The 26822-nt window shown below is 43.3% G+C and carries 28 protein-coding genes, 5 pseudogenes and 1 riboswitch; of the genes and pseudogenes, 10 read left to right on the top strand and 23 right to left on the bottom strand.

Translation table 11 applies throughout. From position 1 onward, the window contains the following. Positions 1 to 23: 23 nt before the first annotated feature. Positions 24 to 860: an AraC family transcriptional regulator gene (locus ACWXW9_RS05980; protein WP_149095796.1), complete on the bottom strand. Its 837-nt coding sequence runs from the start codon at positions 858 to 860 to the stop codon at positions 24 to 26. A gap of 139 nt (positions 861 to 999) precedes the next feature. Between ACWXW9_RS05980 and ACWXW9_RS05975 the strand changes: the two genes are divergently transcribed. From ACWXW9_RS05975 to ACWXW9_RS05965, 3 genes are all read left to right on the top strand, one after another. After that, on the top strand, positions 1000 to 3027 hold the full coding sequence (locus ACWXW9_RS05975) for a beta-galactosidase (RefSeq protein ID WP_494928696.1): 2028 nt from the start codon (positions 1000 to 1002) through the stop codon (positions 3025 to 3027). 70 nt (positions 3028 to 3097) lie between these two features. After that, positions 3098 to 4321, top strand: a complete 1224-nt coding sequence (locus tag ACWXW9_RS05970; RefSeq protein ID WP_494928695.1) for an MFS transporter — start codon at positions 3098 to 3100, stop codon at positions 4319 to 4321. Between the two features lie 522 nt (positions 4322 to 4843). Further along, a complete protein-coding gene (locus ACWXW9_RS05965; protein WP_494928810.1) occupies positions 4844 to 5620 on the top strand; it encodes a BclA C-terminal domain-containing protein in 777 nt (258 codons plus the stop codon). Between the two features lie 183 nt (positions 5621 to 5803). Here ACWXW9_RS05965 and ACWXW9_RS05960 read toward each other — a convergent pair. The 3 genes and pseudogenes from ACWXW9_RS05960 to ACWXW9_RS05950 all read right to left on the bottom strand — a co-directional run. After that, positions 5804 to 5897, bottom strand: a pseudogene (locus tag ACWXW9_RS05960) (VOC family protein); the annotation flags it as partial. A 226-nt stretch (positions 5898 to 6123) separates the two neighbouring features. Further along, the gene (locus ACWXW9_RS05955; protein ID WP_494928694.1) at positions 6124 to 6954 is read right to left on the bottom strand and encodes a DegV family protein; all 831 of its coding nucleotides are present in this window, start codon (positions 6952 to 6954) and stop codon (positions 6124 to 6126) included. 20 nt (positions 6955 to 6974) lie between these two features. After that, a complete protein-coding gene (locus tag ACWXW9_RS05950) occupies positions 6975 to 7412 on the bottom strand; it encodes a MarR family winged helix-turn-helix transcriptional regulator (RefSeq protein ID WP_494928693.1) in 438 nt (145 codons plus the stop codon). Positions 7413 to 7603: 191 nt separating this feature from the next. On the opposite strand from ACWXW9_RS05950, the gene ACWXW9_RS05945 reads away from it, so the two are divergent. Continuing rightward, positions 7604 to 8071 carry a GNAT family N-acetyltransferase gene (locus ACWXW9_RS05945; protein WP_494928692.1) on the top strand — a complete coding sequence of 156 codons (468 nt, stop codon included), beginning with the start codon at positions 7604 to 7606 and terminating at the stop codon, positions 8069 to 8071. 170 nt (positions 8072 to 8241) lie between these two features. Here ACWXW9_RS05945 and ACWXW9_RS05940 read toward each other — a convergent pair whose 3' ends face one another. The 3 genes from ACWXW9_RS05940 to ACWXW9_RS05930 all read right to left on the bottom strand — a co-directional run bounded on the left by ACWXW9_RS05940 (position 8242) and on the right by ACWXW9_RS05930 (position 10757). Further along, positions 8242 to 8823: an NAD(P)H-dependent oxidoreductase gene (locus ACWXW9_RS05940; RefSeq protein ID WP_494928691.1), complete on the bottom strand. Its 582-nt coding sequence runs from the start codon at positions 8821 to 8823 to the stop codon at positions 8242 to 8244. A gap of 72 nt (positions 8824 to 8895) precedes the next feature. Next, entirely contained in the window at positions 8896 to 9318 is a 423-nt protein-coding gene (locus tag ACWXW9_RS05935) for a MarR family winged helix-turn-helix transcriptional regulator (protein ID WP_494928690.1), read from the bottom strand. A 314-nt stretch (positions 9319 to 9632) separates the two neighbouring features. Then, positions 9633 to 10757 carry an NADH:flavin oxidoreductase gene (locus ACWXW9_RS05930; protein ID WP_494928689.1) on the bottom strand — a complete coding sequence of 375 codons (1125 nt, stop codon included), beginning with the start codon at positions 10755 to 10757 and terminating at the stop codon, positions 9633 to 9635. A gap of 245 nt (positions 10758 to 11002) precedes the next feature. Here ACWXW9_RS05930 and ACWXW9_RS05925 point away from each other — a divergent pair, with 245 nt between their 5' ends. Then, positions 11003 to 11599, top strand: coding sequence for a TetR/AcrR family transcriptional regulator C-terminal domain-containing protein (locus tag ACWXW9_RS05925; protein ID WP_494928688.1), 597 nt, complete (start codon positions 11003 to 11005; stop codon positions 11597 to 11599). A gap of 95 nt (positions 11600 to 11694) precedes the next feature. Here the strand turns inward: ACWXW9_RS05925 and ACWXW9_RS05920 are convergent, their stop codons facing one another. From ACWXW9_RS05920 to ACWXW9_RS05905, 4 genes and pseudogenes are all read right to left on the bottom strand, one after another. Continuing rightward, positions 11695 to 12846 carry an iron-containing alcohol dehydrogenase gene (locus tag ACWXW9_RS05920; protein ID WP_494928687.1) on the bottom strand — a complete coding sequence of 384 codons (1152 nt, stop codon included), beginning with the start codon at positions 12844 to 12846 and terminating at the stop codon, positions 11695 to 11697. 429 nt (positions 12847 to 13275) lie between these two features. After that, positions 13276 to 13403, bottom strand: a pseudogene (locus ACWXW9_RS05915) (glycoside hydrolase family 3 N-terminal domain-containing protein); the annotation flags it as partial. Between the two features lie 41 nt (positions 13404 to 13444). Continuing rightward, positions 13445 to 14416 (bottom strand): Rieske 2Fe-2S domain-containing protein, encoded by a 972-nt coding sequence (locus ACWXW9_RS05910; RefSeq protein ID WP_494928686.1) that lies wholly within the window; start codon positions 14414 to 14416, stop codon positions 13445 to 13447. Between the two features lie 228 nt (positions 14417 to 14644). Then, entirely contained in the window at positions 14645 to 15682 is a 1038-nt protein-coding gene (locus ACWXW9_RS05905; protein WP_494928685.1) for a hypothetical protein, read from the bottom strand. A 593-nt stretch (positions 15683 to 16275) separates the two neighbouring features. Here ACWXW9_RS05905 and ACWXW9_RS05900 point away from each other — a divergent pair. After that, positions 16276 to 16805, top strand: a pseudogene (locus tag ACWXW9_RS05900) (GNAT family N-acetyltransferase). Between the two features lie 109 nt (positions 16806 to 16914). On the opposite strand, the gene ACWXW9_RS05895 reads toward ACWXW9_RS05900, so the two are convergent. The 7 genes and pseudogenes from ACWXW9_RS05895 to ACWXW9_RS05865 form a co-directional block, all read right to left on the bottom strand. After that, complete coding sequence (locus tag ACWXW9_RS05895; RefSeq protein ID WP_354452692.1) at positions 16915 to 17031, bottom strand: YjcZ family sporulation protein; 117 nt, start codon at positions 17029 to 17031, stop codon at positions 16915 to 16917. A gap of 162 nt (positions 17032 to 17193) precedes the next feature. Continuing rightward, positions 17194 to 17328, bottom strand: a complete 135-nt coding sequence (locus tag ACWXW9_RS05890) for a YjcZ family sporulation protein (RefSeq protein ID WP_420873691.1) — start codon at positions 17326 to 17328, stop codon at positions 17194 to 17196. 131 nt (positions 17329 to 17459) lie between these two features. After that, a complete protein-coding gene (locus ACWXW9_RS05885; RefSeq protein ID WP_494928684.1) occupies positions 17460 to 18236 on the bottom strand; it encodes a hypothetical protein in 777 nt (258 codons plus the stop codon). Between the two features lie 88 nt (positions 18237 to 18324). Then, the gene (locus tag ACWXW9_RS05880; RefSeq protein ID WP_494928683.1) at positions 18325 to 18468 is read right to left on the bottom strand and encodes a hypothetical protein; all 144 of its coding nucleotides are present in this window, start codon (positions 18466 to 18468) and stop codon (positions 18325 to 18327) included. 134 nt (positions 18469 to 18602) lie between these two features. Further along, positions 18603 to 18842, bottom strand: coding sequence for a hypothetical protein (locus ACWXW9_RS05875; protein WP_494928682.1), 240 nt, complete (start codon positions 18840 to 18842; stop codon positions 18603 to 18605). A 95-nt stretch (positions 18843 to 18937) separates the two neighbouring features. Next, positions 18938 to 19054 carry a YjcZ family sporulation protein gene (locus ACWXW9_RS05870; protein WP_354452692.1) on the bottom strand — a complete coding sequence of 39 codons (117 nt, stop codon included), beginning with the start codon at positions 19052 to 19054 and terminating at the stop codon, positions 18938 to 18940. A 162-nt stretch (positions 19055 to 19216) separates the two neighbouring features. Further along, positions 19217 to 19294 (bottom strand): annotated as a pseudogene (locus tag ACWXW9_RS05865) (YjcZ family sporulation protein); the annotation flags it as partial. Between the two features lie 481 nt (positions 19295 to 19775). On the opposite strand from ACWXW9_RS05865, the gene ACWXW9_RS05860 reads away from it, so the two are divergent. From ACWXW9_RS05860 to ACWXW9_RS05845, 4 genes and pseudogenes are all read left to right on the top strand, one after another. Then, entirely contained in the window at positions 19776 to 20135 is a 360-nt protein-coding gene (locus ACWXW9_RS05860; protein WP_494928809.1) for a TetR-like C-terminal domain-containing protein, read from the top strand. Between the two features lie 902 nt (positions 20136 to 21037). Continuing rightward, complete coding sequence (locus ACWXW9_RS05855) at positions 21038 to 21403, top strand: hypothetical protein (RefSeq protein WP_494928681.1); 366 nt, start codon at positions 21038 to 21040, stop codon at positions 21401 to 21403. Positions 21404 to 21446: 43 nt separating this feature from the next. Beyond that, positions 21447 to 22664 (top strand): sialidase family protein, encoded by a 1218-nt coding sequence (locus ACWXW9_RS05850; protein ID WP_494928680.1) that lies wholly within the window; start codon positions 21447 to 21449, stop codon positions 22662 to 22664. 260 nt (positions 22665 to 22924) lie between these two features. After that, positions 22925 to 23200 (top strand): annotated as a pseudogene (locus ACWXW9_RS05845) (transposase); the annotation flags it as partial. A gap of 65 nt (positions 23201 to 23265) precedes the next feature. On the opposite strand, the gene ACWXW9_RS05840 reads toward ACWXW9_RS05845, so the two are convergent. The 5 genes from ACWXW9_RS05840 to ACWXW9_RS05820 all read right to left on the bottom strand — a co-directional run bounded on the left by ACWXW9_RS05840 (position 23266) and on the right by ACWXW9_RS05820 (position 26628). Further along, positions 23266 to 23811: a DUF1003 domain-containing protein gene (locus tag ACWXW9_RS05840; protein WP_452480732.1), complete on the bottom strand. Its 546-nt coding sequence runs from the start codon at positions 23809 to 23811 to the stop codon at positions 23266 to 23268. 316 nt (positions 23812 to 24127) lie between these two features. Then, positions 24128 to 24299, bottom strand: a riboswitch (M-box (ykoK) riboswitch). An 8-nt stretch (positions 24300 to 24307) separates the two neighbouring features. Further along, positions 24308 to 24574 carry a hypothetical protein gene (locus ACWXW9_RS05835; protein WP_494928679.1) on the bottom strand — a complete coding sequence of 89 codons (267 nt, stop codon included), beginning with the start codon at positions 24572 to 24574 and terminating at the stop codon, positions 24308 to 24310. 60 nt (positions 24575 to 24634) lie between these two features. Then, positions 24635 to 24751, bottom strand: coding sequence for a YjcZ family sporulation protein (locus ACWXW9_RS05830; RefSeq protein WP_494928678.1), 117 nt, complete (start codon positions 24749 to 24751; stop codon positions 24635 to 24637). 186 nt (positions 24752 to 24937) lie between these two features. Beyond that, complete coding sequence (locus ACWXW9_RS05825) at positions 24938 to 25060, bottom strand: hypothetical protein (RefSeq protein ID WP_494928677.1); 123 nt, start codon at positions 25058 to 25060, stop codon at positions 24938 to 24940. 200 nt (positions 25061 to 25260) lie between these two features. Further along, positions 25261 to 26628, bottom strand: coding sequence for a helix-turn-helix domain-containing protein (locus ACWXW9_RS05820; protein WP_494928676.1), 1368 nt, complete (start codon positions 26626 to 26628; stop codon positions 25261 to 25263). Positions 26629 to 26822 lie beyond the last annotated feature (194 nt).

The following is a 26822-nucleotide window of genomic DNA, read 5'->3' as shown; positions in this document are numbered from 1 at the left end:
AAGAGTATTTCGATTAAATACCCTTATAAATACAATAATTTGAACCTTTCAGGGGTAATTCCTTCGGCCTTGCGGAAAGTCGCCACAAAATGACTGACATCACGGAACCCTACCCGCTCGGCGATCTCTTTTACCGTTAAGTGCGGGAAATCAGTCATCATTTCCTTAGCCTTGCGAAGACGTATGACGATCAGATAAGCGTAAGAGGTCACACCGAATGCCTGCTTGAATAATGTATTCAAATGACGGGCGCTGACATTCATCATCACCGCCATATCGGACAGGCCGATATCCGGGCTGGCATAATTTTCCTCCATAAAAGCCAGCACAGGCCCCAAACGTTCTACATTATGAGACAAGGAAGGCATAGAGCTGTATTGACCATGTTTGCGCAGCAAAGTTAGAAAGCGGTACATATTGGCCGAAGCGTCCAACCCTGATAAATCCCGTTCACTTGCCATAGAATGAAGCATACTTTCTCCGAAGCTGTGCAGTTCACTATGAGCGTCCCAATGATATCCGCGCGTGTGCTTCAATCCGAGTTCGGTCAGCACAGCAGCGGCTATCGGTCCGTCAAACGTAATGTACAGCGTTCGCCATACTTTCGTCGCCCGGCTGTAAGCATGGGACTCTCCCGGCAGCAGCAGAACTCCGGCATGTTCTCCCAAACGGAAAGAGCCCCCCTTGAACGTGAATACCCCTTCCCCGGACACCGTCTGAATCCAGTGAAAGCAGGGATACCCCTCCGGCCGGGATACATCCTCCTGCCTGCTGTTAAATCCAATACTTTCGATAAAAAGCGGTAAAGAATGCTCACGCGTAGTCAGAAAAAATCGCAAATGATGGGGAGTTAAAATCATAAAAAGCACCTCCGGCGCACGCGGTTATGTATTCCTTAATGTAGATCCATATTGTTATATCCATGTTCATTTTATTATATTTAAAAGCGTTTACTTGTATTATAAGATAGAATTATTCTTATATATAGAGGTGATTGGCATGATAAGCGGTAAACTGCCTAAAGTATTTTACGGCGGAGATTACAACCCTGAGCAATGGGATGACACCACACATCAGGAGGACTTACGGATATTCCGGCTGGCAGGAATTGATATCGCCACAGTCAACGTATTTTCCTGGGCCAAAATTCAATCCGATGAAATCACATATCATTTTGATTGGTTGGATCAATTCATCGACAGCTTATATGAAAGCGGTGTCTTTGTGTGTCTTGCCACCAGCACTGCGGCTCACCCTGCCTGGATGGCGACCCGATATCCGGATATTCTCCGGGTCGATGCCGACGGGCGCAAACGAAAATTCGGCGGACGCCACAATTCCTGTCCGAACAGTCCCACCTACCGCAAATATGCGGAGAGCATGGCTGATCGACTGGCAGAACGCTACAAAAACCATCCCGCGATCCTCGTGTGGCACGTGTCCAACGAGTACGGCGGGGATTGCTATTGTGACAACTGTGCTGCTGCATTCCGAGTGTGGCTCAAACAAAAATATGGAACACTGGAAGAAGTGAACCGGGTATGGAATACTTCGTTCTGGGGACACACCTTCTATGATTGGGATGAAATTGTACCCCCAAATAATCTGAGCGAGCATTGGGGCGAAAACCACTCCACCTTTCAGGGCATTTCCCTTGATTACGCACGCTTTAATTCAGACAGTATGCTGGAATGCTATTTGCTGGAGTACAACGCGATCAAAAAGCATATCCCCGAAGCTGTCATAACGACCAATCTGATGGGCTTTTTCAAGCAACTGGACTATTTCAAATGGGCAAAGCACATGGATATTGTGTCTTGGGACAGCTATCCGCGGGCTAATACCCCACCGAGCTATACCGCGATGGCCCACGATCTGATGCGCGGTCTTAAGGATGGGCAGCCGTTTATGCTGATGGAGCAAACACCGAGCCAGCAAAACTGGCAAGCGTACAATTCGCTCAAGCGGCCTGGTGTCATGCGGTTATGGAGTTACCAGGCGGTAGCGCATGGCGCGGACACGGTCATGTTCTTCCAGCTTCGCCGTTCCATCGGAGCCTGTGAGAAATTCCACGGGGCTGTGATTGAGCATGCCGGTCATGAGAATACACGTGTATTCCGGGAGGTGGCACAGCTCGGCAGCGAGCTCGGCACATTAGGTAATACGCTGCTGGATGCAACCGTAAACGCAAAAGTAGCCATTTTGTTCGATTGGGATAATTGGTGGGCACTGGAGAAATCAAGCGGTCCTTCTGTAGCGCTGAATTACGTCGATCAGGTGCATAAATATTATGCTGCTCTATTCCGCCGTAACGTCCAGGTAGACTTGATTTCCGTGGAATCAGATTTCCAGAAATATGATCTCATTATCGCGCCTGTACTCTACATGGTCAAGCCGGGTACAGCGGAAAAACTGGAACAATTTACTGAACATGGAGGCACCTTTGTCACCACCTTTTTCAGCGGAATTGTGAATGAAAACGATCTGGTCACAACCGGAGGATATCCGGGTAAGCTGCGTAAGCTTCTCGGAGTTTGGGTAGAAGAAATTGACGCGCTTCTGCCGGAGTCACGCAATCGGATCGTATTGAAGGAACAGGTGGGAGCATTACAAGGGGAATATGAATGCGGCTTGCTCTGCGACCTGCTGCATAGCGAAGGTGCCGAGGTGCTGGCGGAGTATGGCGATGATTTTTATCAGGGAATGCCCGTACTGACACGCAATCGTTTTGGTCAAGGTGAAGCATGGTATGTGGCTTCGGACCCTGAAGAAGCTTTCCTGGACGGTCTGCTGGGCTATATTTGTGAGGAAAAAGAGATTCCGTCCTTGCTGCGTGCTCCTGTGGGTGTGGAGGCCAGCGTTCGCTCCAAGGATGGAAAATCGTACTTGTTCATCTTGAACCATAACGCCGAGAAACAGAATTATCATCTGGATGAACAAAAAGGACATGAGCTGCTCAGCGGCGAATTCCTGGAAGGAGATGTTACCATCGAAGGCTATGGCTTTCATGTGCTGGAATTATCATAAATATTTAATACCTTACATTGTCGTTCACTTTACGGTATAAGTGCAATTTCAGGTATCAAAGGAGTTCATCATGAAACGACTGCTATGGATTGGCAGCTTGTCTTATTTTCTAATTGGCCTGGCGCACGTGGTTGTAGGATCTCTGCTGCCCGTGCTGCTGGAGCACTATGGCCGGAATTATACGGAGGGCGGAAGTCTGATCTTCGCCCAATTTTCCGGTTTTCTGGCTGGCGTCCTGCTGTCGCCATGGCTTGCAAGGCAGTTTGGCAAACGCGGGACGCTGGTATTCGCCTTGCTGCTGCTGTGTGCGGCGGAAGTGCTCTACTCACTGCTGCCCCCCTGGGGTTGGCTATATGCCGTCGGAGCGGTAGCTGGCTTTGGCTTCGGCATGGTGGAAGCGGTCATCGGAACCATTGTGATTAGCGGTATTACCGAAGGAACGGGTGCAGCGATGAGCCGTCTGGAGGTCTTTTTCGGGATCGGCGCGTTAGCTATGCCTGCGGTTGCCAGCCAGTTGATCGCCCTTGGCTGGTGGCGGTTGGCCTTCCCTGTCATCTCCGTCTGTGCGGCGGTGGCAGTCGTAGCCTGGCTACGGGGGTCCTTCGGCAAGCTGGATGCCGTATTGGACGAATATGGGCGTCCCGGGGAAAGGCATACGCATTCCGGCTCGGCCCCACATTCTTCAACCAAGGGAGCTTCTAAAGTGAACGCTGCGGGAAATTGGCGGCTACTGGCACTGTTTATCATCTTTTTCTTTATCTATGTAGGGACAGAAATGAGCCTTGCCAATTTCCTACCTTCTATGTTCATTGAACGGCTGGGCCTTTCTCAAGCCGAGGCGGCACTCAGTGTTACCTGCTTCTGGCTGGCAATGGCGGCCGGGCGACTGTTCGCAGGAAACATTGCCGACCGGTACGGCTATGGTGTCTTTGTTGCCCTTAGCTCGCTTGCTGCGACCATGCTCCTCTGCGTGTTCCCGCTGGTCAAGGGAACTGCTGGTGCCTTTGTGCTTATCGCGTTGCTAGGGCTAGGCATGTCCGGTATCTTTTCGATCGCACTCGTCTTTGCCAGCAAGATGATGCCCGGCACAGAAGAATCCACAACCAGCCTGCTTATTGGCGCAGGTGGAGTCGGGGGCGCTCTGCTGCCATTATGGCTCGGACACAGCATGGATCGCGGCGGGGCTGTCGATTCAGCCTGGTTGCTGGCAGGCTTCGCTTGTACCTTGTGCCTGCTAGGCGGCATTTTGTACGCTATATACATGCGCAAAAAGCGGCTTCAAACCGCTTCATAATTACGGCACGCTTCTTCTGGCGCCTTCGGCTGTTCCTTGGTGTGAACCAAGGTAACAGCTGGGGGCGCTATTTTTATATAACTAGATGAATGCACCAGTACAAAGACCCATTTTTATCCAAAAATAGATCATTGCCTATCAACCACAGGACAGATGTCCATGCCTGCCATGGATGAATGGAGTAGTATACAACAAATCGATATGGAGGTGTTTGTATTGGGTCGTCCCGAATTGAAACGAAAGAAAGGCCGTAAAAAAGACGTTTTTATCCGCTCTTGGTTTAGTAAAAAACGTCCGAAGAGAAAATGCCATTCGAAACGAAAGTGCTTTTGCAAGGAAATCGTCGTCAGAAAGCAAATCGTCCGTGTAAATATACCTCAAAATGTTTTAGGTATAACAGGCGCAACTGGAGCTATAGGTGCAGCAGGTAACGTAGGTGCAGCGGGCGCTGTGGGTACTGCTGGAGCCGTCGGAACTGCGGGAAATGTGGGCGCTGCCGGAAATGTCGGGGCTGCCGGAAATGTGGGCGCAGCAGGCGCTGTGGGTACTGCGGGCACCGTTGGGGCTGCCGGAAATGTAGGCGCAGCGGGGGCTGTGGGCACTGCGGGCGCAGTTGGAGCTGCGGGTGCGGTTGGACCAGCAGGTCCCGTAGGTCCTGCGGGCATTCCAGGGGCAGTCGGTCCAGCAGGTCCTGCGGGCATTGCAGGGGCTGTCGGTCCAGCAGGTCCTGCGGGCGTTGCAGGGGCTGTCGGTCCAGCAGGTCCTGCGGGCGTTGCAGGGGCTGTCGGCCCAGCAGGTCCTGCGGGTGCGGTAGGTGCCACTGGGGCTACGGGTACCGCAGGAGCAACGGGGGCCACCGGGGCGACGGGAGCTACAGGAACCGCAGGTGGAATAGCTCAGTTTGGTTATATCTACAACTTAGGATCCCGAGTCGTTCCAATAGAAGCGGATGTCATTTTCGATACGAACGGTATACTTACACCTGGAATTACCCATGCTCCCGGTACTACGCAGATTGCAGTTACCGATGCGGGGAACTATGAAGTTAACTTTTCAGTATCGGGTGTAGAGCCAGGCCAATTTGCCATATTTATCAATGGCACTCTGGCAGCAGGAACCATATACGGCTCAGGAGCTGGTACGCAGCAAAACACAGGGCAGGCCATCCTCGCTCTAGCATCCGGTGATGTCCTTACCCTGCGAAATCATAGCTCTGCCGCTGCGGTTACCCTGCAAACCTTGGCTGGAGGTACCCAAGCCAACGTAAATGCTTCCGTGGTTATCAAAAAATTAAGTTAGACATGGATACATCCGGTTTAACGTATGGCTGACCTGCTCATCTGCTAATATCAAACACCAGCTTGTTTCCGCTTGGGTCATGCAGAAAATTCATTCACTTCTCCATAGGTTGCATGGCCGTCAAGCTCTATGTGTTTTTTAGCTTCCACAAAGATCCATCGTCAGGAAGCAGCAGTATAATTTCCTTAACCCCTGTCGCATGAGCGGGAGGATGGGGGTTACCTTCTCCATTCCATACATTGCCGCCAATATGGTGATGATACCCGCCTGAGGGCAGCTTTCCATCTGTTACAATGTCACCCAACCGACCCGTGCTTCCGGGTGAATCTGAAATTGGTGCGTATGACTTCGTTTGTACTCGTATGAGTCATATTTTTTTCCCTGCTCCATATTATTCATAGTATTTCAATGTATTTATCAGCATGTCAAAAAGGCTTACACCAACTCAGGCTCAATTGGCATAAACCTTGATTTAATAAGAGAGCACCTTTCACTCCAAAAGCTTAAAACGCCATAATAATTCCTTTGTCATTGGCATACATCGAACTGATTCCTCTGGTGGACACAATCAGAATATCCTTAAATTCATAGCGGTTCTTTAACGCATTCATTAGCTTTTCCGCAAGCCCGGGATTATTGCAGTGGGTAATCACAATGCTTTCCCCCTCCGTAGCCCGACCACTTTTTTCAATGGTATCTGCCAGCTTTTCAATGATTTGATTTTGACCACGCGCTTGGGTAAACAATGCGATATTTCCGTCACCGTCTGAACCCAAAATGGGTCTGATATGCAGGAATGAAAGTATCTTTCCCGTAATTTTATTCATTCGTCCGTTCTTCACCAAATTGTCCAGGTTCTCTAGCACAAAATAGGTTTTCATCTTCGTGATAAAGCTTTCCAGTGAAGAAATAATCTCTCCTTTATGATACCCCTCGTCGATCAGCTTGCGTAATTTTAGAGCTAACAATATTTGTCCAGCCGACGCACTTTTCGAATCGAATACATGAACATCAGCCCCTTCTTCCTCCGCCATATCCTTGCCAACTAATGCACTTGAATACGAACTGGACAGATTGCTGGATAATGTAATGGCAAAAGAAGTATGCTCACCTTGAAATGCTTCCTTATACAGCATGGGAGACGGCGAAGCTGATCCGATCTTGGCTGTACAGGCTTTCATTTCTTCCATAAATTGAGGTAAATCTAGCGTTTCATCATCTACAAAGCATTTTTCTCCCAATGTCATGTTTAACGGGATCGTCGTGATTTTCATTTCTTCTCTAAGCTCTGTCGTTAAGTCACAGCAGCTATCTGCTATTATTTTATACCTCATCTGTACACCCTCACATTATGTTATTTGTCAGTAGAATCCGTATTCATGATACTCATGGAAAGCTCAATCAATCGTATAAATTCCTTGACATTGACCTCACCCAAACCTTCTACCAGCGCTTCAAAATAGCCTTCAATCCTCTCTTGTTTCTGTTTAATCAGGGATGCACCTTCTGGTGTGAGCCTTACACACATTCGTCGTCTGTCATGCTCAGACATTTCCATGGTCACATAGCCTTTTTTTCTTAAGGCAGTAAGCGCTGCCGTAATTCTCGATCTGGATACATACAGGTGGTCACTGAGTAAGGATGGATTAATTTCATCATCTCGATGCTGAACTAAATATTGAAGCACATGGTTTTCTCCTTGGACAAGCTCCGTCAGGCTGCTGAATAACTCCATGTTATAAATCCGGTTAACGGATTCTCTCAAATCGTCTCTTAATTCATAATCTTTCATAGTGAACCTCCGTAAAACACATAATACATACAGTTAACTATTAATACTATGTACTATAATGAATTGCTGACGATAATAACAATGAATTATTTGTGAATTTTAATACAAGGGTTATGAGAACCCAGCGTCGAATAAGAAAAAATATGCTGGTCACCTCTTGCCTGTTTATGATAAAGGAGTTGTTACATTAGATGAAACCTTTTACTCTTCGCCAATCCCAAAATTCCGATGTTGAAACCATTGCTCATTTACGGGCCATTGTACTGCGTAACGATTTAACCAGGTTAGGAAGATTTGATGAAGAAAAAGTTCGTCAACGCTTCCGTGATGCATTCGACTCTGTACATACCTGGATCATCGAAGTAGATTCTTCTTTTGTTGGTTGCATAGCTTTTAAACCGACGTTAGACGGTTATTTATTGGAGCATTTTTATATTCACCCCAATTACCAAGGTAAAGGGGTCGGCAGTCAAGTATTAAAAAATCTACTTGAACAAAATGATGTAAAAGGAAAGCGCATAACCTTAAATGTCCTGCAAGGAAGCTCTGCCAGACGTCTTTATGAACGGTTTGGTTTTAAAGTTGAAAATGAGGATCCTATTGACGTTTACATGTCCTTAATCGTAGAGGAAAATTCCAAAACCGTCGAAGGATATTAGCATCTATATAAACTGAACTTAAAAGTTTCATGTATTGCCACTACGCATTCAGAGTCAGCTTATATAGAAGAAAAGGCCAACCAGTAAATGCTGGTTGACCTCATCATTTGAAGACTGCCGTACATTTCTTAACGGTAAGAACAGCCTTTTAATGTGATAATATAGTTTCGTTATAACAGCGATTTGACGGTGTCTTGGACCTGCTTCAACAGTCCTTTATAGCCATCTTCATCAAGGTAGCCGATACTTCCAAGCAGCAAGTGACCGACGGATTCAATCCCAGCGAAATCAAAAATCCCCGTATCCGAAGTGATCTTCAATCCTGCGCTCATACCGATTTCATCGTAGATCGCGTTGGGGGTACCGTGTGTATTCACAATAAAACCTTTTTTACCTGTAAGGAGCTTATTAATCCCTTCCGGACCAGCCGTATATGCAAAGCCGTAGGCAAATACACGATCAACGTAACCTTTCAGGATAGCAGGAAGACCTGTCCACCAAATGGGAGAAATAAAGGTGATCGTATCGGACTGCGAGATAAATTCCTGCTCTACTTTGATATCAGCCGGAGTTTGCCCAGCTCTCATAGCGGCAGTATCCTCAGGTTTTAATACAGGTTGAAAATCAAGGGCATATAGATCGCGTACAACGACTTCATCGCCTTTTTCTTTCAAGGTATTTACAACGGTTTCCAGTATCGCATGATTGAAACTTTCAGCGTTAGAGTGAGCATAGATGATAAGATGTTTCATTTCAATAACCTCCAGATGTTTTATTGTTATTTTGGCATTCATATAGATATCTATGCATTTACTCAAAAAAATTTATAATCTGTTTTTTACATGTTCCAGCAGATATTCCAGTTGTTCCTTTTCTTCGTCTTTGAGACCACCATAAATGGTTTCTTTTAATCTATTGGAGATCGCCTCAAATACAGGCTCCAGCTCTTTCCCCTTATCGGTCAGATAAATCAGGGTAACTCTGCTATCCTCCCTTTCTTTTTTTCTTTCGACATACCCCAACTTCACTAGCTTGTCGACCAAAACAGTGACTGTGGGCTGCTGACGAGAAATTTTCTGCGTCAATTCCTTAATGGAAAGCCCGTCCTTTTGATAGAGGAACATTAATATTCCACCATGGGTAGGAACAATCCCTTCAACTCCATTTGATTCGAGCTCAGTCACAATCAATTTATTGATCGAGTCTCTAATGGTTCCTATCAGTGCAGCTGCGTTATTTTTTAACATACAAGCATTATTACATAGACATCTATATATATCAAGTATTTGTGTCAGTCTGATTTGGTTTTAATGTATGAATGATTCAAGTTGCCCTTTCTTTATTTTATAAGTTAAGCAACAATGAAGAGGAGCTTCAGGAGTTCTTGAGTAAAAAAATGAGCAAGTGGGAATCTGTGATGACTTAATTCAAAATGGTTGATGGTGGACTGCTGTTGCAGACGCATTAAAAAGCCAAAATACCCAAAGTTCCTATGGCTTTGAGTATTCTGGCTTACATTGTTTATTTATGAAATGAAGAGATATTCGAAGCATGAGATATTTTAGTTGAGCGTTTTAAGTACCTCAGGTGTGAAGGCTTGAAGATCATGAATTCGACCTTCACGTATTTTCGTAGCCCATGCAGGATCGCCCAGAAGCGCACGCCCAACAGCTACCAAATCAAATTCATTGTTGTCCAGCCGTTCCAGAAGTTCATTAATATCTTGGTGTCCTGCCACTTTCCCTTCCGTATAGAGACTTACAAAATCCTCATCCAGGCCTACAGAGCCAACCGTAATCGTGGTTTTTCCAGTCAGCTTCTTCACCCATCCGGCAAAACTCAGATCGGAGCCTTCAAATTCAGGTACCCAAAAGCGACGTGTCGAGCAATGGAAGATGTCCACGCCCGCTTGTACTAATACATTCAGGAATTGCTCCAGTTTATCCGGTGTATCGAACGGCTTTGCGTTGTAATCATTCATTTTCCATTGGGATAGGCGCATGGCAATAGGGTAGTCAGGGCCAACCTCAGCACGAATAGCTTCCACAAGCTCAATGGCGAATTGAGCACGTTTTATGATATCGCCACCATAGCGATCCGTACGTTGGTTCGTTCTCTCCCAAAAGAATTGATCAACCAGATAGCCGTGCGCTCCATGAATTTCAATGCCGTCAAAGCCCAGTCGTTTTGCATTCGCAGCTGCATCGACATAGGCCCCAATAACCTTGACGATCTCTTCTTCTGTCATCGGCTCGGTCACTTTTTTTCCTTCCAGGTCCAGCCCCGATGGACCAATCGACAGCGCTTCCGGGTTCGGCTGAGATCCCAAAGGACGAGCCATCCCCATATGCCAAATCTGTGGAAAAATTTTGCTACCGGCTTCATGAACCTGTCTGACCACTTCAGCCCAACCGTTTAAAGCCGCTTCCCCATAAAAATTAGGCCCCCTCGGCTCACTTGTTCCAGCCGGATGGTCAATCACTGCACCTTCAGTAATAATAAGACCTACACCATTCTCTGCGCGACGGCGATAATAAGCAGCAACATCCGGTCCTGGTACACCATTTGGTGAAAAAGCGCGGCCCATTGCCGGCATTACAATGCGAGTCTGCAGGGTCAGATTATGAATGGTATAAGGTTGAAATAAAGCTTTTGTTGAATGGACATTTTGCGGTTGATTACTCAAGAATTGTACCTCCCCATTTTCTTTTATCGTTTTAGCAATTATATAAAAGGCTCGTGCACCATCAAACGGGGTGCAAGTGAAATGTTAACAATGTTTAATTTATTATTCAACCGACAAAATGTTCATTCTGTTGCTTAACCAAAAGGGTTATGAAATTGTTGTATATCTAAATTCACTTGTTGACAAAACAACACATGTTTATAATGGGGGAATCATTTGATTTATCTGAAAGGAGTGTCTTAAAGATGCCTGGTGTAACTTCACCCAACCCAAACGATCCGCGCGTCATTCGAACACGTAGGTTAATTCTCGACGCATTCGTTGACCAATTAAATAAGAAAGACTTCTACACTATTACGATCAATGACATTACCCAAAAAGCCACCATTAACCGTGCTACGTTCTATGCACATTTTCAAGATAAATATGCACTGCTTGAAACCCTTTTGTCCGATGGATTTTCGAGGCATGTGATCAATAGAATTGATGCCAAGGCACATTTGACCGAGGAGACCATTCAGAAGCTTATTCTTTCATTATGCGACTATCATGACACTAGTAACCAATGCATCCATAAATATAATTCAGTCGCACCGATCCTGGAAGAACATATTAAGAATCAATTAGAGCAATTCATACTTCAGCTCGTAACAAGAGCAACCAACAATACAGATCAAAGAACGCTGGAGCTTGCTGCAACCATTTTAAGCTGGTCCGTTTATGGTGTAACCTTTCGCTGGAATGTGGAAGGAAAAAAAGAGTCTCCTACAGCTTTAGCCGAGAGAGTAGTGCCATTAATATTCAATGGGGTTGTCTTATCTCTAGTCTCACAAATCTCTTAGCAGAAAATGCGAATAAAAAGGGCCGTTCCCAGTATGCTTCGATCAGTTCCTGGGACAGCCCTTACAGTATATAACAAAATAATATCAGCTTTTATTTAAAGAATTTTCTTAAACATCTCGATAACTTGTTCTTTGGTAGGTATGAACGGGTTGCCCGGAGCGCAAGCATCCTTCATTGAGTTTTCGGCAAGCAGATCCAAATCCACTTCATTTACACCCAGTTCAGAAAGTTTGGAAGGAATCCCAACTTCCTTCGACAGGTCTTTGATTCTTTGGATTACATAATCTGCACATTCCTTATCTGTTTTCCCCTTGTCTTCAAAACCGATGACCTTAGCGATGGCACGAAATTTCTCTGGTACATGCTTGGCATTCTCCTCCTCCACAATCGGCAGCAGCATGGCATTGCAAACACCATGAGGCAAATCGTATACGCCCCCAAGCTGATGCGCCATCGCATGAACGTAACCCAATCCGGCATTATTAAATGCAAGTCCTCCCAAGAAAATAGCGTATACCATTTGCTCACGTGCTTCTATATCATGACCGTTGCTCACTGTACGGGCCAAATGATTAAAAATAATCTCTACTGCTGCCAAAGCGGTCACATCCGTAACAGGATAGGAACCTGGAGTAACCAAAGCTTCAATGGCATGGGTCAAAGCATCTAGTCCTGTAGCTGCCGTTAACGCGGCGGGTTTGTCTACCATTAGTTCAGGGTCGTTGACCGAAATAGTAGCTACACTATTCTTGTCGACCATAACCATTTTGACCTTGCGTTCTTCGTCCGTGATGACATAATTGATCGTGATTTCAGCCGATGTTCCTGCCGTGGTATTAATAGCGACAATAGGCAGCGATTTATGCTTGGATTTATGAACGCCCTCATACTCGGTTATATGTCCCCCATTGGTAGCAATAATGCCGATTCCCTTAGCCGTATCCTGTGGTGATCCTCCCCCAATGGAAATTAAAAAGTCACATCCATTTTCCTGCAGGAATTGAACGCCATCATGTACATTTTTACAGGTCGGATTGGGTTTGACCTCATCATATACCGCATAGTCCAAACCAATCTCGTCCAGCAAGGATGTGACCTTGCCTGCAATACCGCTTTTCATCAAAAACTTATCCGTCACGACTAGTGCTTTGTTTAAATTCAGTTCTTTTATATAGGGTCCAACTTCATGCAAACAGCCTTTTCCCATTAGATTGATAGACGGTACAAAAAATACATGTGCGCTCATAAACATCGGCCTCCTAAAGGATTCACTTCTTGATGTATCGCTAAATACGGAACCATTCTTAAAAGTGAAACATTTCACATACGTAATTTTATCTTTATTTTGTTTTGGTGTCAACAATTAAACACAGATATTATTTTGTTTTATTTTTGTTTATTTTGGTTTTACAAAGAAAAGCTGCCTGTTATCTTCTTCGTTCAAAGCGCTATCGAATAAGCCCAGACTTACCCGGGCGATTGGATAACCTTTATTCCTATGACGAGTATCCTGCGGATATTAAGCCCGGCAAAATAAACAAACGCCGCCCTGACAGGACGACGTTAGTTATGTTCCATTAGGGGAAGTCCAGCTTCCCCATTACATTAGGGCGTTCATGTCCGCGCCCGCTTCAATCGCCATTACAGATGCTTCCACCGTTCCGTAATATTCGGCGATTGCCCGTCTGAACGGCACCCATTCCACCTGCTCCATCCGTGTCCGATCTGCGGCACCGTCGGCAGATCCAGATGGGAATCGACGACGGTATAGCCATGCCCGGGAAAATGCTTCGCCGTAGCGGATCACGCTAAGACTACTTTCTTAAATTGCCCTTTTAATTACATCAAGCAATTCCGGATTCAACGCCAAGCTTTTTAAGCCATCTGCGATAAACAATACTGAGAGCATCTGATTTGAGATGCATTTCTTCCTGTAAGTCGAGAGGTAATAACTCGGGTTTTTGGCTCTCGATCACATCTATATCTTGTGCCATTACAATATCAAGAAATTTGGTATAGGGCTCATCCGATTGCTCAAGATCGTAGTTCCTTGAATGCAACATAAAGGCTTTGGACACTCCATCCTTTTCCTGCACCACTGACATGAGTAGCGTAAATTCATCATCGGAATCTACAGCTTTCTTTTTAAAGCGGACAGTCATGGGTGATAATATTTCATAAACATAATTGGAGTACCCTCCGTTGGAACGGCCATCCGGATTAGGCTGATATATTGGTATTTCAGTTGTGATATACCGCCCCTCCACAAAATTAATATCGAATGATGGAATCTCTGCATGATCTCCATCACCCAGCATTCCTTCGTGGACAAACATTAAATGTGCAATATCCAGAAAGTTTTCGATAATGCGTGGTCCATTGGCTTTAACTTCATATCCTCTTACAATGAGTGTTCGGTACTCCTTTTGATTAAATTCCGGAAATTCAATTATTGAGGCTGGTTCTTCACCAATATTAACCCATATAAATCCAATATGTTCAATGCACTGATACACAATTGCTTTCGCCTTTTTGGGAATCGTCTTCCCACAAGCAAGAGCCGGTATTTTTTCGCATTCTCCTTCGCTGTTGTATTCCCAGGCATGATAAGGACATACCAACATCCCATCTTTAATTTTCCCCAGGGAAAGAGCTGCGCCCCGATGGATACACAGATCCTTGAAAGCATGGACACCGGATTCAGTTCGATAAATAACAACCCTCTCTCCCAAAATATGAACCTGTTTTGGCTCTTCTTTTAATTCAGAGGCAACATATACACAGTGCCATTCATTCAATAAGTAGTCTTTCTCCAACAGATTCCCTCCTCTATTTATCTTAATTAGAGAATATTTAACATTAATAGGTATTTGACTAGAATTTAAACATATTCTTAGCGGGGATGCATTTTTCCATACGATGACATTGCTTATCTCATCATATCATGCTATTTTGTAACTGATTGTTTACGCCCATGCAGTGTCAGTCTTGAAGGCCCACGCAAAGGATTCCTACAGACGCGACCCGGCATCGCTTAAACTATTTCAAGACGGGGTGTGCACAGCCGGATGAACGTAGCGGCCTGCTTCCAACAAGGCAAGCCTGATGAAACCGGGCGCTGCTGCCAGGACATCAGGGACGCGCCGCACAACGGCCATATCTGTGGTGATATGCTGATCAATTTCGGTAATCGCGACCCGGATGGTTTGTGCACCCTCCGCTACATAGACATGGCCAGATGTTTCCTCTCCTTCTGCGAGCTTAAACGTCAGCAGTCCTTCGAACCTGACCCCTTCTTCTGTCTCGAATGACACCACAGCATTTGAACCAATAACCATTCCGGGTTCAAGAACCATATTGGCACCGGGCCATTCAAGACGCTCTTTAGCATAAATGGGTTGAATGTCGAAATTCAATTCACCTGGCGTCAGGCCCATGCGACGTGCTAGTTCTCGCAAAGGTGCACCTTGGATTGACGTATTACCAGCGATCTGCTTTTGACGCCACTGTTCGAACTCCGTTTCATTCAGGGCCATGCCGGCATCCTGCTGTCCGGAATCGAACGAGAACTCAGCTGTATCCGCGAAATCCTGGATTTTGAACAATGAAACATTATGATTGGCTCCCATGAGAACCACTGGGAGATAGACATACACCATGTCCTGAATCCCTGTAGACATAACGGAAACGCCCTCTTCCTTGGCAACTCGATCAAGTCGCTCGAAGAGTTCGCCAGAAGCTTCGCATATTCGTCCATGAAGTGTAAGAATTTGAGACTTGGTTTTCATAAGCTCGATCGCAATATCGACGACTACCTCTGCCGACACAGATGCAGAGATTATAGAGACATCCGGTGCACCAACATTAGCGATCAGATCAGAGATTGTACCAAAAATCTTCGTATCGGAGGCTGACGCATGCTTCACATAGTCGTTGAACGGACGACCAAGCTTTTCGCCGGGATCTACCGCACCGATGACCTTATACCCCAGATCGAGTAGCATGCGGGCGATTGCAGTTCCTTGAATGCCTAGTCCAATAATCGCGATTTTTGTTTCGTTTCTTTCCGTGTTCGTTGTCAATATAATATTCCTCCTATGTTTGGATTTCACGCAGCAATGCCTTGAAGACAGACAGCTGTGAGGCGACAAAGACGAGCTAATATTTAACAAGAATTTCAAATGTTGAACGAACTCGTTGTTTCTCGCTAGATCACACTAGCACATTTTTTTTCAAAAAAGCCAGCCTTTTTTTCTTCATTTCTCAAATTTTTTTGTTCGGAAGATACCAAAAACTTGAATTTGTTAATCTATGTTGAGCCATTATCGTTATGAATTCATAGGCTCGCAAAAACACATTTGCTTGACAAAAAAACAGTTTAAACTTAAAATAAATCATGTTGAATAAGTACATATGTTCGTTTTATTTACTGACAGTGAATGACTTATTTTCAACCGAGGTACAGGCGACCCGAAATTGGGCCATCTGTATTTTTTTTGCTCAAATTTAACAAACGTGTGCTTTAGCCATGAGAAGGAAGTGAATCCAATTGGATTCATTGAAAGATGGCGGGGACAACGTTTAAAGGCTACGGGGACGTACAAAATTCGAATGAGTTGTTGATTGTTTTTAAAAACGGAGTAGAGCCTTTTGAATATAGACAGGAGGAGTAGTTATGCAAATTGAGACAAATCAGCTCATCATTCGTGATATTTGCAGATCCGATTGGGAAAGTATACATACGTACACTTCATTGCCTGAAGTCACCAGGCACACAGCATGGGGGCCGAATACAGAAGAAGATACAAAGGCGTATATAGAACAAGTTCCAGCTTCACAGCAGGAACAGCCAAGACAAGATTACGAACTAGCCGTATGTCTAAAAAACAATGGAATCCTGATCGGTGTATAGGTATTCATGTGAAAGATACTAATGCAGAATTGGGTTATGTATTGAATCCAGATTATCAAGGGCAGGGTTATGCAGCAGAGGCAGCAAAAACACTGCTAGGCTTTGGATTTAGCACGCTTGCTGTCCACCGCATCTATGCAACATGTCGTCCAGAAAATAAGGCTTCTGAGATGGTTATGCAACAGCTCGGAATGCAACGTGAAGGTCTGATGCGTGAACACTGGTATTACAAAGGCGAATTTCATGATTCATATTTGTACTCTATTCTTGCGGAGGAATACGCCAGGATATAAAAGGCATTCTCCCAAAACTAATCATATATCCGCCATGCTTCTCCCACTCGTTATTCAAGATACAAAAAAAGCCTCTGCCAGTATCACATCGGCAGAGGCCAGAGTCAAATCATACCCAAAATGCTTTTGATATAATTACCAGCAGAATAAACAACACCAAGATTGCACCTATAGAATGAAATCCACCGTATCCACCATAACCTGCTCCACCTTCATATCCACCCATGGCTTGAACCTCCTTTATTTGTAGTACAACATAATATATGCACAAATACGTCAGAGTACAGGGCATACAGGTAATAATTACAAAGGCTTTATCGATCACATACCGATAGAGCCTTTTATACCGAAACAATGATCGGGCATTACCGTGACATTGCTTTAAAAATTAAACCCAACAAGCTTTAGTGATGATAACCAACAGAATAAAGAGCACCAAAATTGCTGCTGGCGATGTGAAAGCACCAAAACAGTTTTCCCTACGCTCTTCCCTACGTTCAGCTCCTCCAACACATTCACTCACATGAATTCCTCCTTTTATTTAGATACTGTATACCGTATGTGTCATTCAATAAATTTGGCAAGGCTAAGCGGAAATTACTTCGACGAAAAAATTCCCCGCCGACCAGTTAAGGTTAGCGGGGATTCATTTTTTTATTTCGTATATTCACTTACTTCAAAAGTGAGAATCCGATCAAACAGAATATAATCCTTTCGATTAGTGAACGGTCCTCTATTGTTATTGTGCTTATTAATTGCATACGAAGCCTTCCCTGCTCCGGCTTGCTTTCCTTCATACCAGGAAATGAAATCGCTGACTTCTTTCATACTTAGATCAAATTCTTTTTCCAATCCTGTTGTCATGGTTACTACCACTATGGCACGATCACCCGGTAAAGGTTCATCAGGTTCTGAAGGCTTTGGTTCAGTAGTTGGGTTAGGATCAGGAATTGTTACTGTATTTGGAGTGGCTGAAGCTTCATTTGAAAATGTACTTTCCCCTCCATCACTAACGACTGTTACAACGTAATAATAAGTTATACCGTTCCTAACGGTGCTATCTGTGAAGGAGGTATCTTTAATCATGTCTGCAATGTTCTCATAAGGACCACCAGATTTTATAGACCTTTTTACCGTATAACTTGTAGCATTGGCAACCGAGTCAAAACTTAATGTGACTTTTGATTCTCCGCCAACAGCTTTTAAATTTTGAACGGCAACAGGAGCTTCACTTTCGGTAAATACATCAAGTTCATTAATTGTTCCAGTTCCACTCAAGACTAAATATCTCGAATTGGAAGAGTAGCCTTTAAAAACAGTACCATTCATGGGATAAGAACTAGTGCCAAATCCTGCAATGTAACCTTTAGCACTATTATACATATCCCATCTTATGGATCCCGTTGCATCAAAACGATAGGACCTAACCATGTAACTAGCTCCTAAATCGATAATTAAATATTGTGATTTTAGGGAGATCCCTGTTTTATTATTATTATCAGTAGCTAGTAGACTTGACTCACTCTTCTCCCCATAGTGTGCTGCTCAGGATGGCTTGCTTTCCATTGGACAATCCACCTGAATACGCACTGACTGAAGATAATGGAATGAGTAGTACAGATAATAAAGTAATAGATAAAATTAAACCGAAAATCTTTTTCATTAAAAATTGCTCCTTTGATTAATATATTCAAAGAAAAACAAAATTCAGAAAGGGGTGTCTAAACATAAACTTGCTGATCTAAAATATAATCTATATATTTGCATATTTTTTTTATTGGGTATGAAAAAGGACTCTCACCAGTTATACACAGTGGAGTCCTTCTTTACATCTACTCTAAATTCAAATTGATTTCTCATGAAATACTTTCCGTTAATCTTGGTCGAATCAGGCAAGAATTGTTCTACTGCACCACCACAGTCTACAACCTCCATCATTTCCTTGCTCAGCGGCTTGACTACATATACTCTTATCTGGCCTAATACTGCTGCGAACACTTCGATATCTGAACTCAACACTTTATATGTATGGTTCATGCTGATCACCTCAATAATTCATTTGGTGAATGGTATGGAAATTCCTTCAACAAAAAGGCTCTGCCAGCAATACGCCCGCAGAGCCCCCAGTCAAATTATACCCAAAATGCTTTTGATATAATTACCAGCAGGATAAACAACACCAAGATTGCACCTATAGAATGAAATCCACCGTATCCACCATAACCTGCTCCACCTTCATATCCACCCATAGCTTAAACCTCCTTTATTTGTAGTACAACATAATATATGCACAAATACGTCAGAGTACAGGGCATACAGGTAATAATTACAAAGGCTTTATCGATCACATACCGATAGAGTCTTTTATACCGAAACACTGATCGGGCATTACCGTGACATTACTTTAAAAATTAAACCCAACAAGCTTTAGTGATGATAACCAACAGAATAAAGAGCACCAAAATTGCTGCTGGCGATGTGAAAGCACCAAAACAGTTTTCCCTACGCTCTTCCCTACGCTCTTCCCTACGTTCAGCTCCTCCAACACATTCACTCACATGAATCCCTCCTTTTATTTAGATACTGTATACCGTATGTGTCATTCAATAAATTTGACAAGGCTAAGCGGAAATTACTTCGACGAAAAAATTCCCCGCCGACCAGTTAAGGTTAGCGGGGATTGTTTTGTTCCTATTCCGTTCAGAATCCATAACTAACCAAGTAGCTTTTCTTTCAGCTCAATACTCCTATTGCTCTCAGCCAGCTTTTCAAGCTTCTCTAGCGTCCCATTCATTCATTGATTGGTTGTTTGTCTTGTTGATATTTTTCAATATGTTTTCAACTTCAGGGTCTCCTTGATCAGGATGTAAATAAACTTGAAATAAAAAATATAAATTTGTTATAACATGATTTCACTACAACGATAAATACGATCTTCTTAACAAATGCATCGATGAGTATTTGAGCAAAATGATTTCTATTTGCATCTCGACCGATCCAAACCAAGAGGAAGTTAATTTTATCCATTCATTGTTACCTGTTTTTCAATACTTTGAGCAGAACCATACGTTTTACACTTCCATGCTTTCGAATAAAGGAATCCCTGCTTTTCGGGAGCATATGCTGGAGATCGTGGCAGGGAACATAAAAGATCAAGTCAATATGGAGGACCTTAATAAGGGGTATGACAAGCAATTGATTACGCAATTTATGGCCTTTGCGTTCACCGGGGTAATTGAATGGTGGTTAAATAACATGCCTCATCTACCTAAATACATGGCAGAGCAGGTATGGGGATTGTTTGAAAGGAATCAGATTTACCGTTCTTAAGCGAGTTATCCCGTTCTTTAGCGTATTATTTCGTATGTTGCAGTATCATTCTTATCTGAATAAATGAATAGCAGTTCGGAACAAGGCTCCTGTAATGATACCGCCCTCGATCTCATTACCGATTAACTTGCTACCTCGTATTAACTGTACTGGCCTTTATATCTGAAGCATTCATTTCTGAGCTGTCGATCTGGCCTGTAAGCTTGATTGATCTAGCAACTACATTACCCTTCATATCCGCTCTTGGCTTGAACCTCCTTTATTTGCAGTACAACATAAATATAAGCTCAAGTACGTCAGAGGACAGGGCATACAGGTAAACATTACTAAGGCTCTACCGGTTACATACCAGTAGAGCCTTTTATACCGAAACAAGGACTGGACGTTACCGCCACGATACTTTAAATATTAAATCCAACAGGCTTTAGTGATGATAACCAACAGGATAAAAAGTACCAAAATTGCAGCTGGCGACGTGAAAGCACCAAAATGTTTTACCTTATGCTCATGTCCACATTCACTCACATGAACTCCTCCTTTTTATAAGATACGGTATACAGTATGTATAAATAAAGAAATTGACTAGACTAAACGGCAATTCGCACAAGAAGGGCTCCTTCAGCTAAGTTCCCACAGATCACTTCTTTACATCTACTCAAAATTCAAACTGATTACGAAAGAAATAAGGTCCAACGGCTTTACTACATATACGTAGCTGCAAACAGTTCGATTTCTGACTTTAACACTTTATATGTATGGTCCATGCTGATCACCTCAGGAATTCATTCGGGATATATAAAATATGACCAAACTAAGACAAGAAAAGAGTAACATTGTCCACACAACATGGACCCGCAATTCATATACTAACTAAAACATTTAGAGAAGGAGTGAGTGTTCTCATGGCTTCAACAACTGGAATAATTACGAATACGGGAACGACCCCTGCATCGAACCTTGTAATAAACATTAGTAATGATAATCTTAGTTTTTCATCTAACGTTGTCTATCACATCTACGTATGGAATAGCTTAGTGAGTAAGTCACTGGTTTATTCCAATTCACTGACGATCAATGCGAATACTAGTCAAATTCTTAGTTTCAACATCGCAGGTAATACTTCTTACGAAGCTCAATTTCTTGTTACAGGCACGGTTCCAACAGATACAGTCATCACGGTATTCGGAACGGATTCATCTGGAAACGTGATTCCTCATCAAAAAGTGCTGCAAGAAGAACTCACTCAAATTGCCCAACTTAACCCATAAGTTGAAGTAACCACAGTTTCCTTAATATAAAGGGGAGGCAACTATGGTAAACGTACAAATCTCTCCAAGTACTAGTGCTCAGTTTGAGCCAACCATCGCAGTAAATTGGCTTAATCCCTCCGTTATGGTGACGGTGGCTGTAGATCTTAGGGCAGGACCGCCGAATATTGGCTTATACAAGTCAATCGATGCAGGCGCAACATGGAGCACGACGTTACTCCCTTTACCAACCGGGTTCGCTGGCATAGAGGCGCCTCATATTGATTATTTTTTCCCCAATTCGTTCGTTGTGGCAGCTCACGCCTTTGATTCGAACGCCCTCAGCGGATCGATTGTGTCCTATACCTCTAACGACAATGCATCTTCGTTCGGACCGCCAGTCATTGTGAACCAGGGATTTGGACAGTTTGTCAATGACGATCAGGTGGTTGTTACCGCCGATAAGGCAGGGTCCAGCCCGTTTTTCGGAAATATTTACACGGGTTACACTCACGATTACAACACGCAATTTATACCAGGAAATACAATATTCTTCAATCGTTCCCTAGATGGGGGAAACACTTACTCTAGCCCAAGCCTCCTATCTTCAGTCACCGAATTTGAAGAATTCCCTGGAATTGCAATCACATTAAATGGAATTCTCATCGTGGGTTGGATTACCCAACCTCCAGGTAATTCCGAATTTAGAACTCGTACATCACTAGACGGAGGAACAACATTCGAGACGGAAACCATGGTTGCCCCGGTCGTTGTTCCACCTTCGCCACTACCAGGATACCAATTCAGATGTCTGACGTATCCCTCCATGTCAGCGGACATTTCAAACGCACCAACGTCCCAAGGAAATGTTTATGCAGTGTGGCAAGACTTTCGTCAAGGTTATTCCGATATTTTCATGACAACTTCTATAAATTTTGGCGTAGATTGGGGCACGCCGACGCCTATTACAAACAGTCCGGTGGGATCCCAGAACTTTTTCCCGTCCATCACCGTTTCCCCAACGGATGGAGCAGTGTTTGTTTCCTATTATACCAATCGATTAAATCCGCCTGATATTGATGTTTTTCTTGCTACATCAAGGGACGGCGGAGTAACATTTACAAACACTCGTATTACGACAACTTCGTTTAGTGTCGCAGGCCTTCCTCTAATTGGAGACTACATTGGAAATGCCATTGTTCCTCAAACAGGTCGCCTTGTAACCGTTTGGACGGACACTCGGACAGGAACTGAAAACATTTGGTTTGGCGATAACCAATAAACTTCTAAAGTCCACCACATGTTTTCATGAGATCCAGGAACTCGAATCAGCGAGACAGCTTTCGTTACGCACAATAAATTTGTATCTATAAACAAAAAATACCCTACCAGCTTAATGCCAGTAGGGTATTTACTTTATTCTTTTATTCAGTAGTTGCAGGTGTTGAACACTTTTAATCTGGATATATATTCCCAGTTCTGATAGACTATATTCAAAAATGAATTGGGTTATGTAAATTGAAACGCCTTATTACATGTCTGTTCAAGAATAAGCTCATCGACGATGCGCTGAAGGCTTTTCAGATTGAGCGTTCCTTAAGCATGAAAGGCTGTCCCTATGACAATGCCGTTGCGGAAGCTACTTTTAAAATTTTCAAAACGGAGTTTGTGAAGAAACGTCATTTTGAAAGTCTTGCTGAGCTAACCACAGAATTACATGACTATGTACACTGGTTTAACCATATTCGGATTCACGGTTCTCTGGATTACTTGAGTCCGGCCGAGTTCAAGCAGAGGCACCACAAAAAAATTGTCTAGTTTAGTGTTCACAATCCAACTTTTCCACGGTGCCTCCATATAATCCTAAGGGGCATTTGTGTTCTTCATTCATCCGGTTGTTTTAGAACAAGTAAGAGTTTTTTAATCTCAATCAGTTCGCCTTCGATCCGATGAAGGTGGCTCTGCATATCGTCAATCTCTTGTTCGGCTTTGTAGTTGATCGCGAAGTCAATGATCGATTCATGCTTATCCCTTGCAGTTTGGCGGTTCTGACTCATCATAATGACCGGAGCCTGGAATGCTGCGATAAAGGACAAACACAAGTTCAACAAGATAAATGGAGGTTCATCGAAATGAAAGCGAGTAAACGGCAAGCTGTTCAAGAGTATCCAGATGGTCAGAAAGATAGCGAAATAAGTAATAAATCTCCAGCTACCGCCGAATGATGCAATCCGATCTGCAAGACGATCTGACCAGCTTGTCGTTCTTTGGTACGCTTCATCTAAATGAGAAAGAATGCTATTTTCGTAACTATCGACTAGCCGATCAATACGACGAGTATTTTCCTGATTCAATTCAATATCAAAGCCTTGAATATGAGCAGCACTTTTATTTTGCTGCTTTTTTTGAAAAAAATTCATTTTTGACATGTCGACTGCCTCCTTGTTTTAAGGCAGTCAGGCCCAATACTACCCCGTAGGAGAGGAGTTGCAACCATCCTCAATTACGGTATCTAGTTTTAACCCGACTGCCAATAGACTCACTGGTTCTGGATCCGGTTCAGACGAACTTCGACTACTCATAAGAATGGTTCACCCCCTCTCCCATTATCATGTTGTTGGCTCCATATTTTACTGATCACACTGGAACCATGTCACTGCCAATACCTAACACATTGAAATAAAAACGCCCCTCAGCTCAACTGGAGGGGCGTCGTTCTGCATGCAAGATAAGGCATGCAAATACCCGATTCCCCCAAGTCGAGCTTTAGCACTATACGACGTAAAAGAACCAAAGTTCTTTAGCCACATTAAGAAGAGCCTTAATCCGGCAATTCCTGTTATACCCATTGGCATCTTTCGATGTTTCCGGGCAGTGGCTTATGTTCGTATAGGAGCCTCACCTAACGAGGACATCAATATTTCCCTAGCAAGCATACTGCTGTCCAAATGTGCTGTCAACCCAAATATATTCACTATATTTTACATTTTTTCGCACCTGGTAACAGCGACGCTGACACTCCCCCATATAATGCAAAATAAAAAATCGCTGTGCCGCAGGTGCGGCAAACAGGGAGTCTACAACCCCCACCATATCCTCACTCAACGGCTTTACTACATATACTCTTACCTGACTTAATGTTGCTGCAAATAGTTCTCTATCAGACTTTAACACTTTATATGTATGGTTCATGCCGATCACCTCAATAAAAAAAGCTCTGCCAGCATTACGCCAGCAGAGCTCCCAGTCCAATCATACCCAAAATGCTTTTGAGATAATTACCAACAGGATAAACAATACCAAGATTGCACCTTTAGAATGAAATCCGCCGTATCCACCATAACCAGCTCCACCTTCATATCCACTCATGGCTTGAACCTCATTTACTTGTTGTACACCTTAATATATGTATAAATGCGTTCTGTGACAGGGCATTCAGGTAAACAAAAGACACTCTACCAATCGGGGTTATTACGTTGTCTGGTGTTTACGGAGTTTATAGTCTAATAAAACAAAAAGCCCTGCCGACCAATTAAGGTTAGCAGAGCTTTTGCTTTAAAATCCTCCAATGGTAACTTGAGGCTGAATGCTATGGTGGTGGTTAAAAGCTTGATCTGGCACATTAACAATAAACAAAAAGCTAACCGCTATGAGCAGCAGTACCGATTTTTTCAACATTGTTCATCCACACCTTTTCAATTAGATTGGAAACGAACAAACACTCCATACTATTTAGCCAAGCGCGCTAACTTCCAATATGCCAGCCAAACACTTGAATACCACCACTAGAAGCTGCCTGTGACATACTAAAATCGTGACTACTCATTGTTTGTGCGCTTACTACTAACGCCAATAAAAAAGTAGTCACGAACATCCCTTTAATTATGCGTTTCATGGCATTTCCCCATTTCCACTAAATTGTGATACTCCACTTTGGCTTCATCTGTGACAAATTTCCGACAAGGTTCAAACATTCTCACGCAACGAAGTATAGAGTGCTCATTATTGATTATAGTGGATATTCTCATACAGTCTAATAAGTAACTAATTCCCTTTTCGTACTGACCACTGGATAAATAATAGTCAGCTAATTCACTCAAAAATCCAACAAGTTGATCATTAATATTCTGCTTATCATTGGTCTGTCTTCCTTCTTGATCATGTATATTTGATATTTCCCACTCGAATTGACTGAGAATACCGTCTACATTTAAATTATAACGATTGGCTACTATCATTATATTCCATAAACCCGGGAGTATTTCCTCTTTTTTTGTTGAGATGAGATCAGTAAATAGAGGAAGTACTTCTATATCTCCAGTCATAAGCTTGGTCAAATATACATTAGCCTCGCCCCACTCCCGAAATAAGTTTTTCCAGCGCATTGTTTCTTCATCGCTCTCTTTAACCCATTCCAAATCACAAGATTCATAGGCTATTTGCAAGGCTGACTCATAGTTTCCTTGCTCGTAATAAGCGCCTCCAATAAGTGAATTACTGAAAGCTACATAGAAGAATAACGGTCGCAATGGCTTCTTATATTGTTCCCTTTTCTGAGAATGTGTCATGGAGTATTGAGCTTTGGCTAAAGTCCTTAAATCCTTAGCAACTTCCAAAACACGATCCCATTCACGCAGAGAACGATACACATTCGCCAGATCCTTAAATGCGTCAAGTTGATATATTTCATCTAAACGATGGACAAAAGATTCAAAACGTGTAGCTGCCTTGAGATTTCGGTTTTGATCGTCTCCAACCTGAATCGTGAATATGCGATAATGGCAGATTGCCAATCGCTCGGAGTGCTGGTATTTCTCCACTTCTGCTACACTCTCATAGAGCAGCAGCGCAGCATTATGTCGTCCCTGTGCTAACAACCCTTCTGCAATATCAAATAGTTTGGGCGAATAGAGTAGATTGTCCATGATGGCTCCCACCACTCGACGGATCGCATCCAACTTGTCCAACTCCGCACAGCGAAACAAAAACGGCTCGATTCGCCTCATATTCGGGGGATGGTCGATGATGAAGTTTTCTATAAACAGATCGTAAAACTCCCCTTCTGGTAAACCCATAGCCTCAGTGATTCGGTCAAGCTGGTTAACAGACATAGACTTATTCCCGGACACAATAGCACTTATTATTCCCCTATTCATGCCTGCAAGTTGTCCAAATTGCGCTAAGCTCAAACCCTTTTGTTCTAGATATCTGTCTAATTCTGTTCTAATCGTAGGTGTATGCTTCATATCATATCCACCCTTCATATAAAAATTCCAAAATTTTTATATTATTTCATCCTATTGTTGTCCATAATTTAACAGTTGTCAATAACTTTTGTAACTTATTGTGAGGTATTCGCTTTTGTTTTGAAATTAATGTCGCACACTTTTGAAAAATAGTTCAGTAGTTGCATTTTTCCGATTTCTTTAAAGAAATAAAC

It is taken from the genome of Paenibacillus sp. LT-B23 (assembly GCF_059417685.1).
The sequence above is the reverse complement of the archived record's forward strand: the minus strand, read 5'-3'. Positions and strand labels throughout refer to the sequence as shown.

Coding starts and splice junctions, on each gene's coding strand:
- ACWXW9_RS05895 (WP_354452692.1), bottom strand. CDS start 17,031: ATGGGTGGATATGAAGGTGGAGCAGGTTATGGTGGATACGGTGGATTT.
- ACWXW9_RS05955 (WP_494928694.1), bottom strand. CDS start 6,954: ATGAGGTATAAAATAATAGCAGATAGCTGCTGTGACTTAACGACAGAG.
- ACWXW9_RS05850 (WP_494928680.1), top strand. CDS start 21,447: ATGGTAAACGTACAAATCTCTCCAAGTACTAGTGCTCAGTTTGAGCCA.
- ACWXW9_RS05970 (WP_494928695.1), top strand. CDS start 3,098: ATGAAACGACTGCTATGGATTGGCAGCTTGTCTTATTTTCTAATTGGC.
- ACWXW9_RS05855 (WP_494928681.1), top strand. CDS start 21,038: ATGGCTTCAACAACTGGAATAATTACGAATACGGGAACGACCCCTGCA.
- ACWXW9_RS05945 (WP_494928692.1), top strand. CDS start 7,604: ATGAAACCTTTTACTCTTCGCCAATCCCAAAATTCCGATGTTGAAACC.
- ACWXW9_RS05835 (WP_494928679.1), bottom strand. CDS start 24,574: ATGAACCATACATATAAAGTGTTAAAGTCTGATAGAGAACTATTTGCA.
- ACWXW9_RS05830 (WP_494928678.1), bottom strand. CDS start 24,751: ATGAGTGGATATGAAGGTGGAGCTGGTTATGGTGGATACGGCGGATTT.
- ACWXW9_RS05935 (WP_494928690.1), bottom strand. CDS start 9,318: ATGTTAAAAAATAACGCAGCTGCACTGATAGGAACCATTAGAGACTCG.
- ACWXW9_RS05870 (WP_354452692.1), bottom strand. CDS start 19,054: ATGGGTGGATATGAAGGTGGAGCAGGTTATGGTGGATACGGTGGATTT.
- ACWXW9_RS05920 (WP_494928687.1), bottom strand. CDS start 12,846: ATGAGCGCACATGTATTTTTTGTACCGTCTATCAATCTAATGGGAAAA.
- ACWXW9_RS05825 (WP_494928677.1), bottom strand. CDS start 25,060: ATGTTGAAAAAATCGGTACTGCTGCTCATAGCGGTTAGCTTTTTGTTT.
- ACWXW9_RS05880 (WP_494928683.1), bottom strand. CDS start 18,468: ATGAAAAAGATTTTCGGTTTAATTTTATCTATTACTTTATTATCTGTA.
- ACWXW9_RS05980 (WP_149095796.1), bottom strand. CDS start 860: ATGATTTTAACTCCCCATCATTTGCGATTTTTTCTGACTACGCGTGAG.
- ACWXW9_RS05875 (WP_494928682.1), bottom strand. CDS start 18,842: ATGAACCATACATATAAAGTGTTGAGTTCAGATATCGAAGTGTTCGCA.
- ACWXW9_RS05885 (WP_494928684.1), bottom strand. CDS start 18,236: ATGGTTAGGTCCTATCGTTTTGATGCAACGGGATCCATAAGATGGGAT.
- ACWXW9_RS05860 (WP_494928809.1), top strand. CDS start 19,776: ATGATTTCTATTTGCATCTCGACCGATCCAAACCAAGAGGAAGTTAAT.
- ACWXW9_RS05925 (WP_494928688.1), top strand. CDS start 11,003: ATGCCTGGTGTAACTTCACCCAACCCAAACGATCCGCGCGTCATTCGA.
- ACWXW9_RS05975 (WP_494928696.1), top strand. CDS start 1,000: ATGATAAGCGGTAAACTGCCTAAAGTATTTTACGGCGGAGATTACAAC.
- ACWXW9_RS05940 (WP_494928691.1), bottom strand. CDS start 8,823: ATGAAACATCTTATCATCTATGCTCACTCTAACGCTGAAAGTTTCAAT.
- ACWXW9_RS05820 (WP_494928676.1), bottom strand. CDS start 26,628: ATGAAGCATACACCTACGATTAGAACAGAATTAGACAGATATCTAGAA.
- ACWXW9_RS05840 (WP_452480732.1), bottom strand. CDS start 23,811: ATGTCAAAAATGAATTTTTTTCAAAAAAAGCAGCAAAATAAAAGTGCT.
- ACWXW9_RS05950 (WP_494928693.1), bottom strand. CDS start 7,412: ATGAAAGATTATGAATTAAGAGACGATTTGAGAGAATCCGTTAACCGG.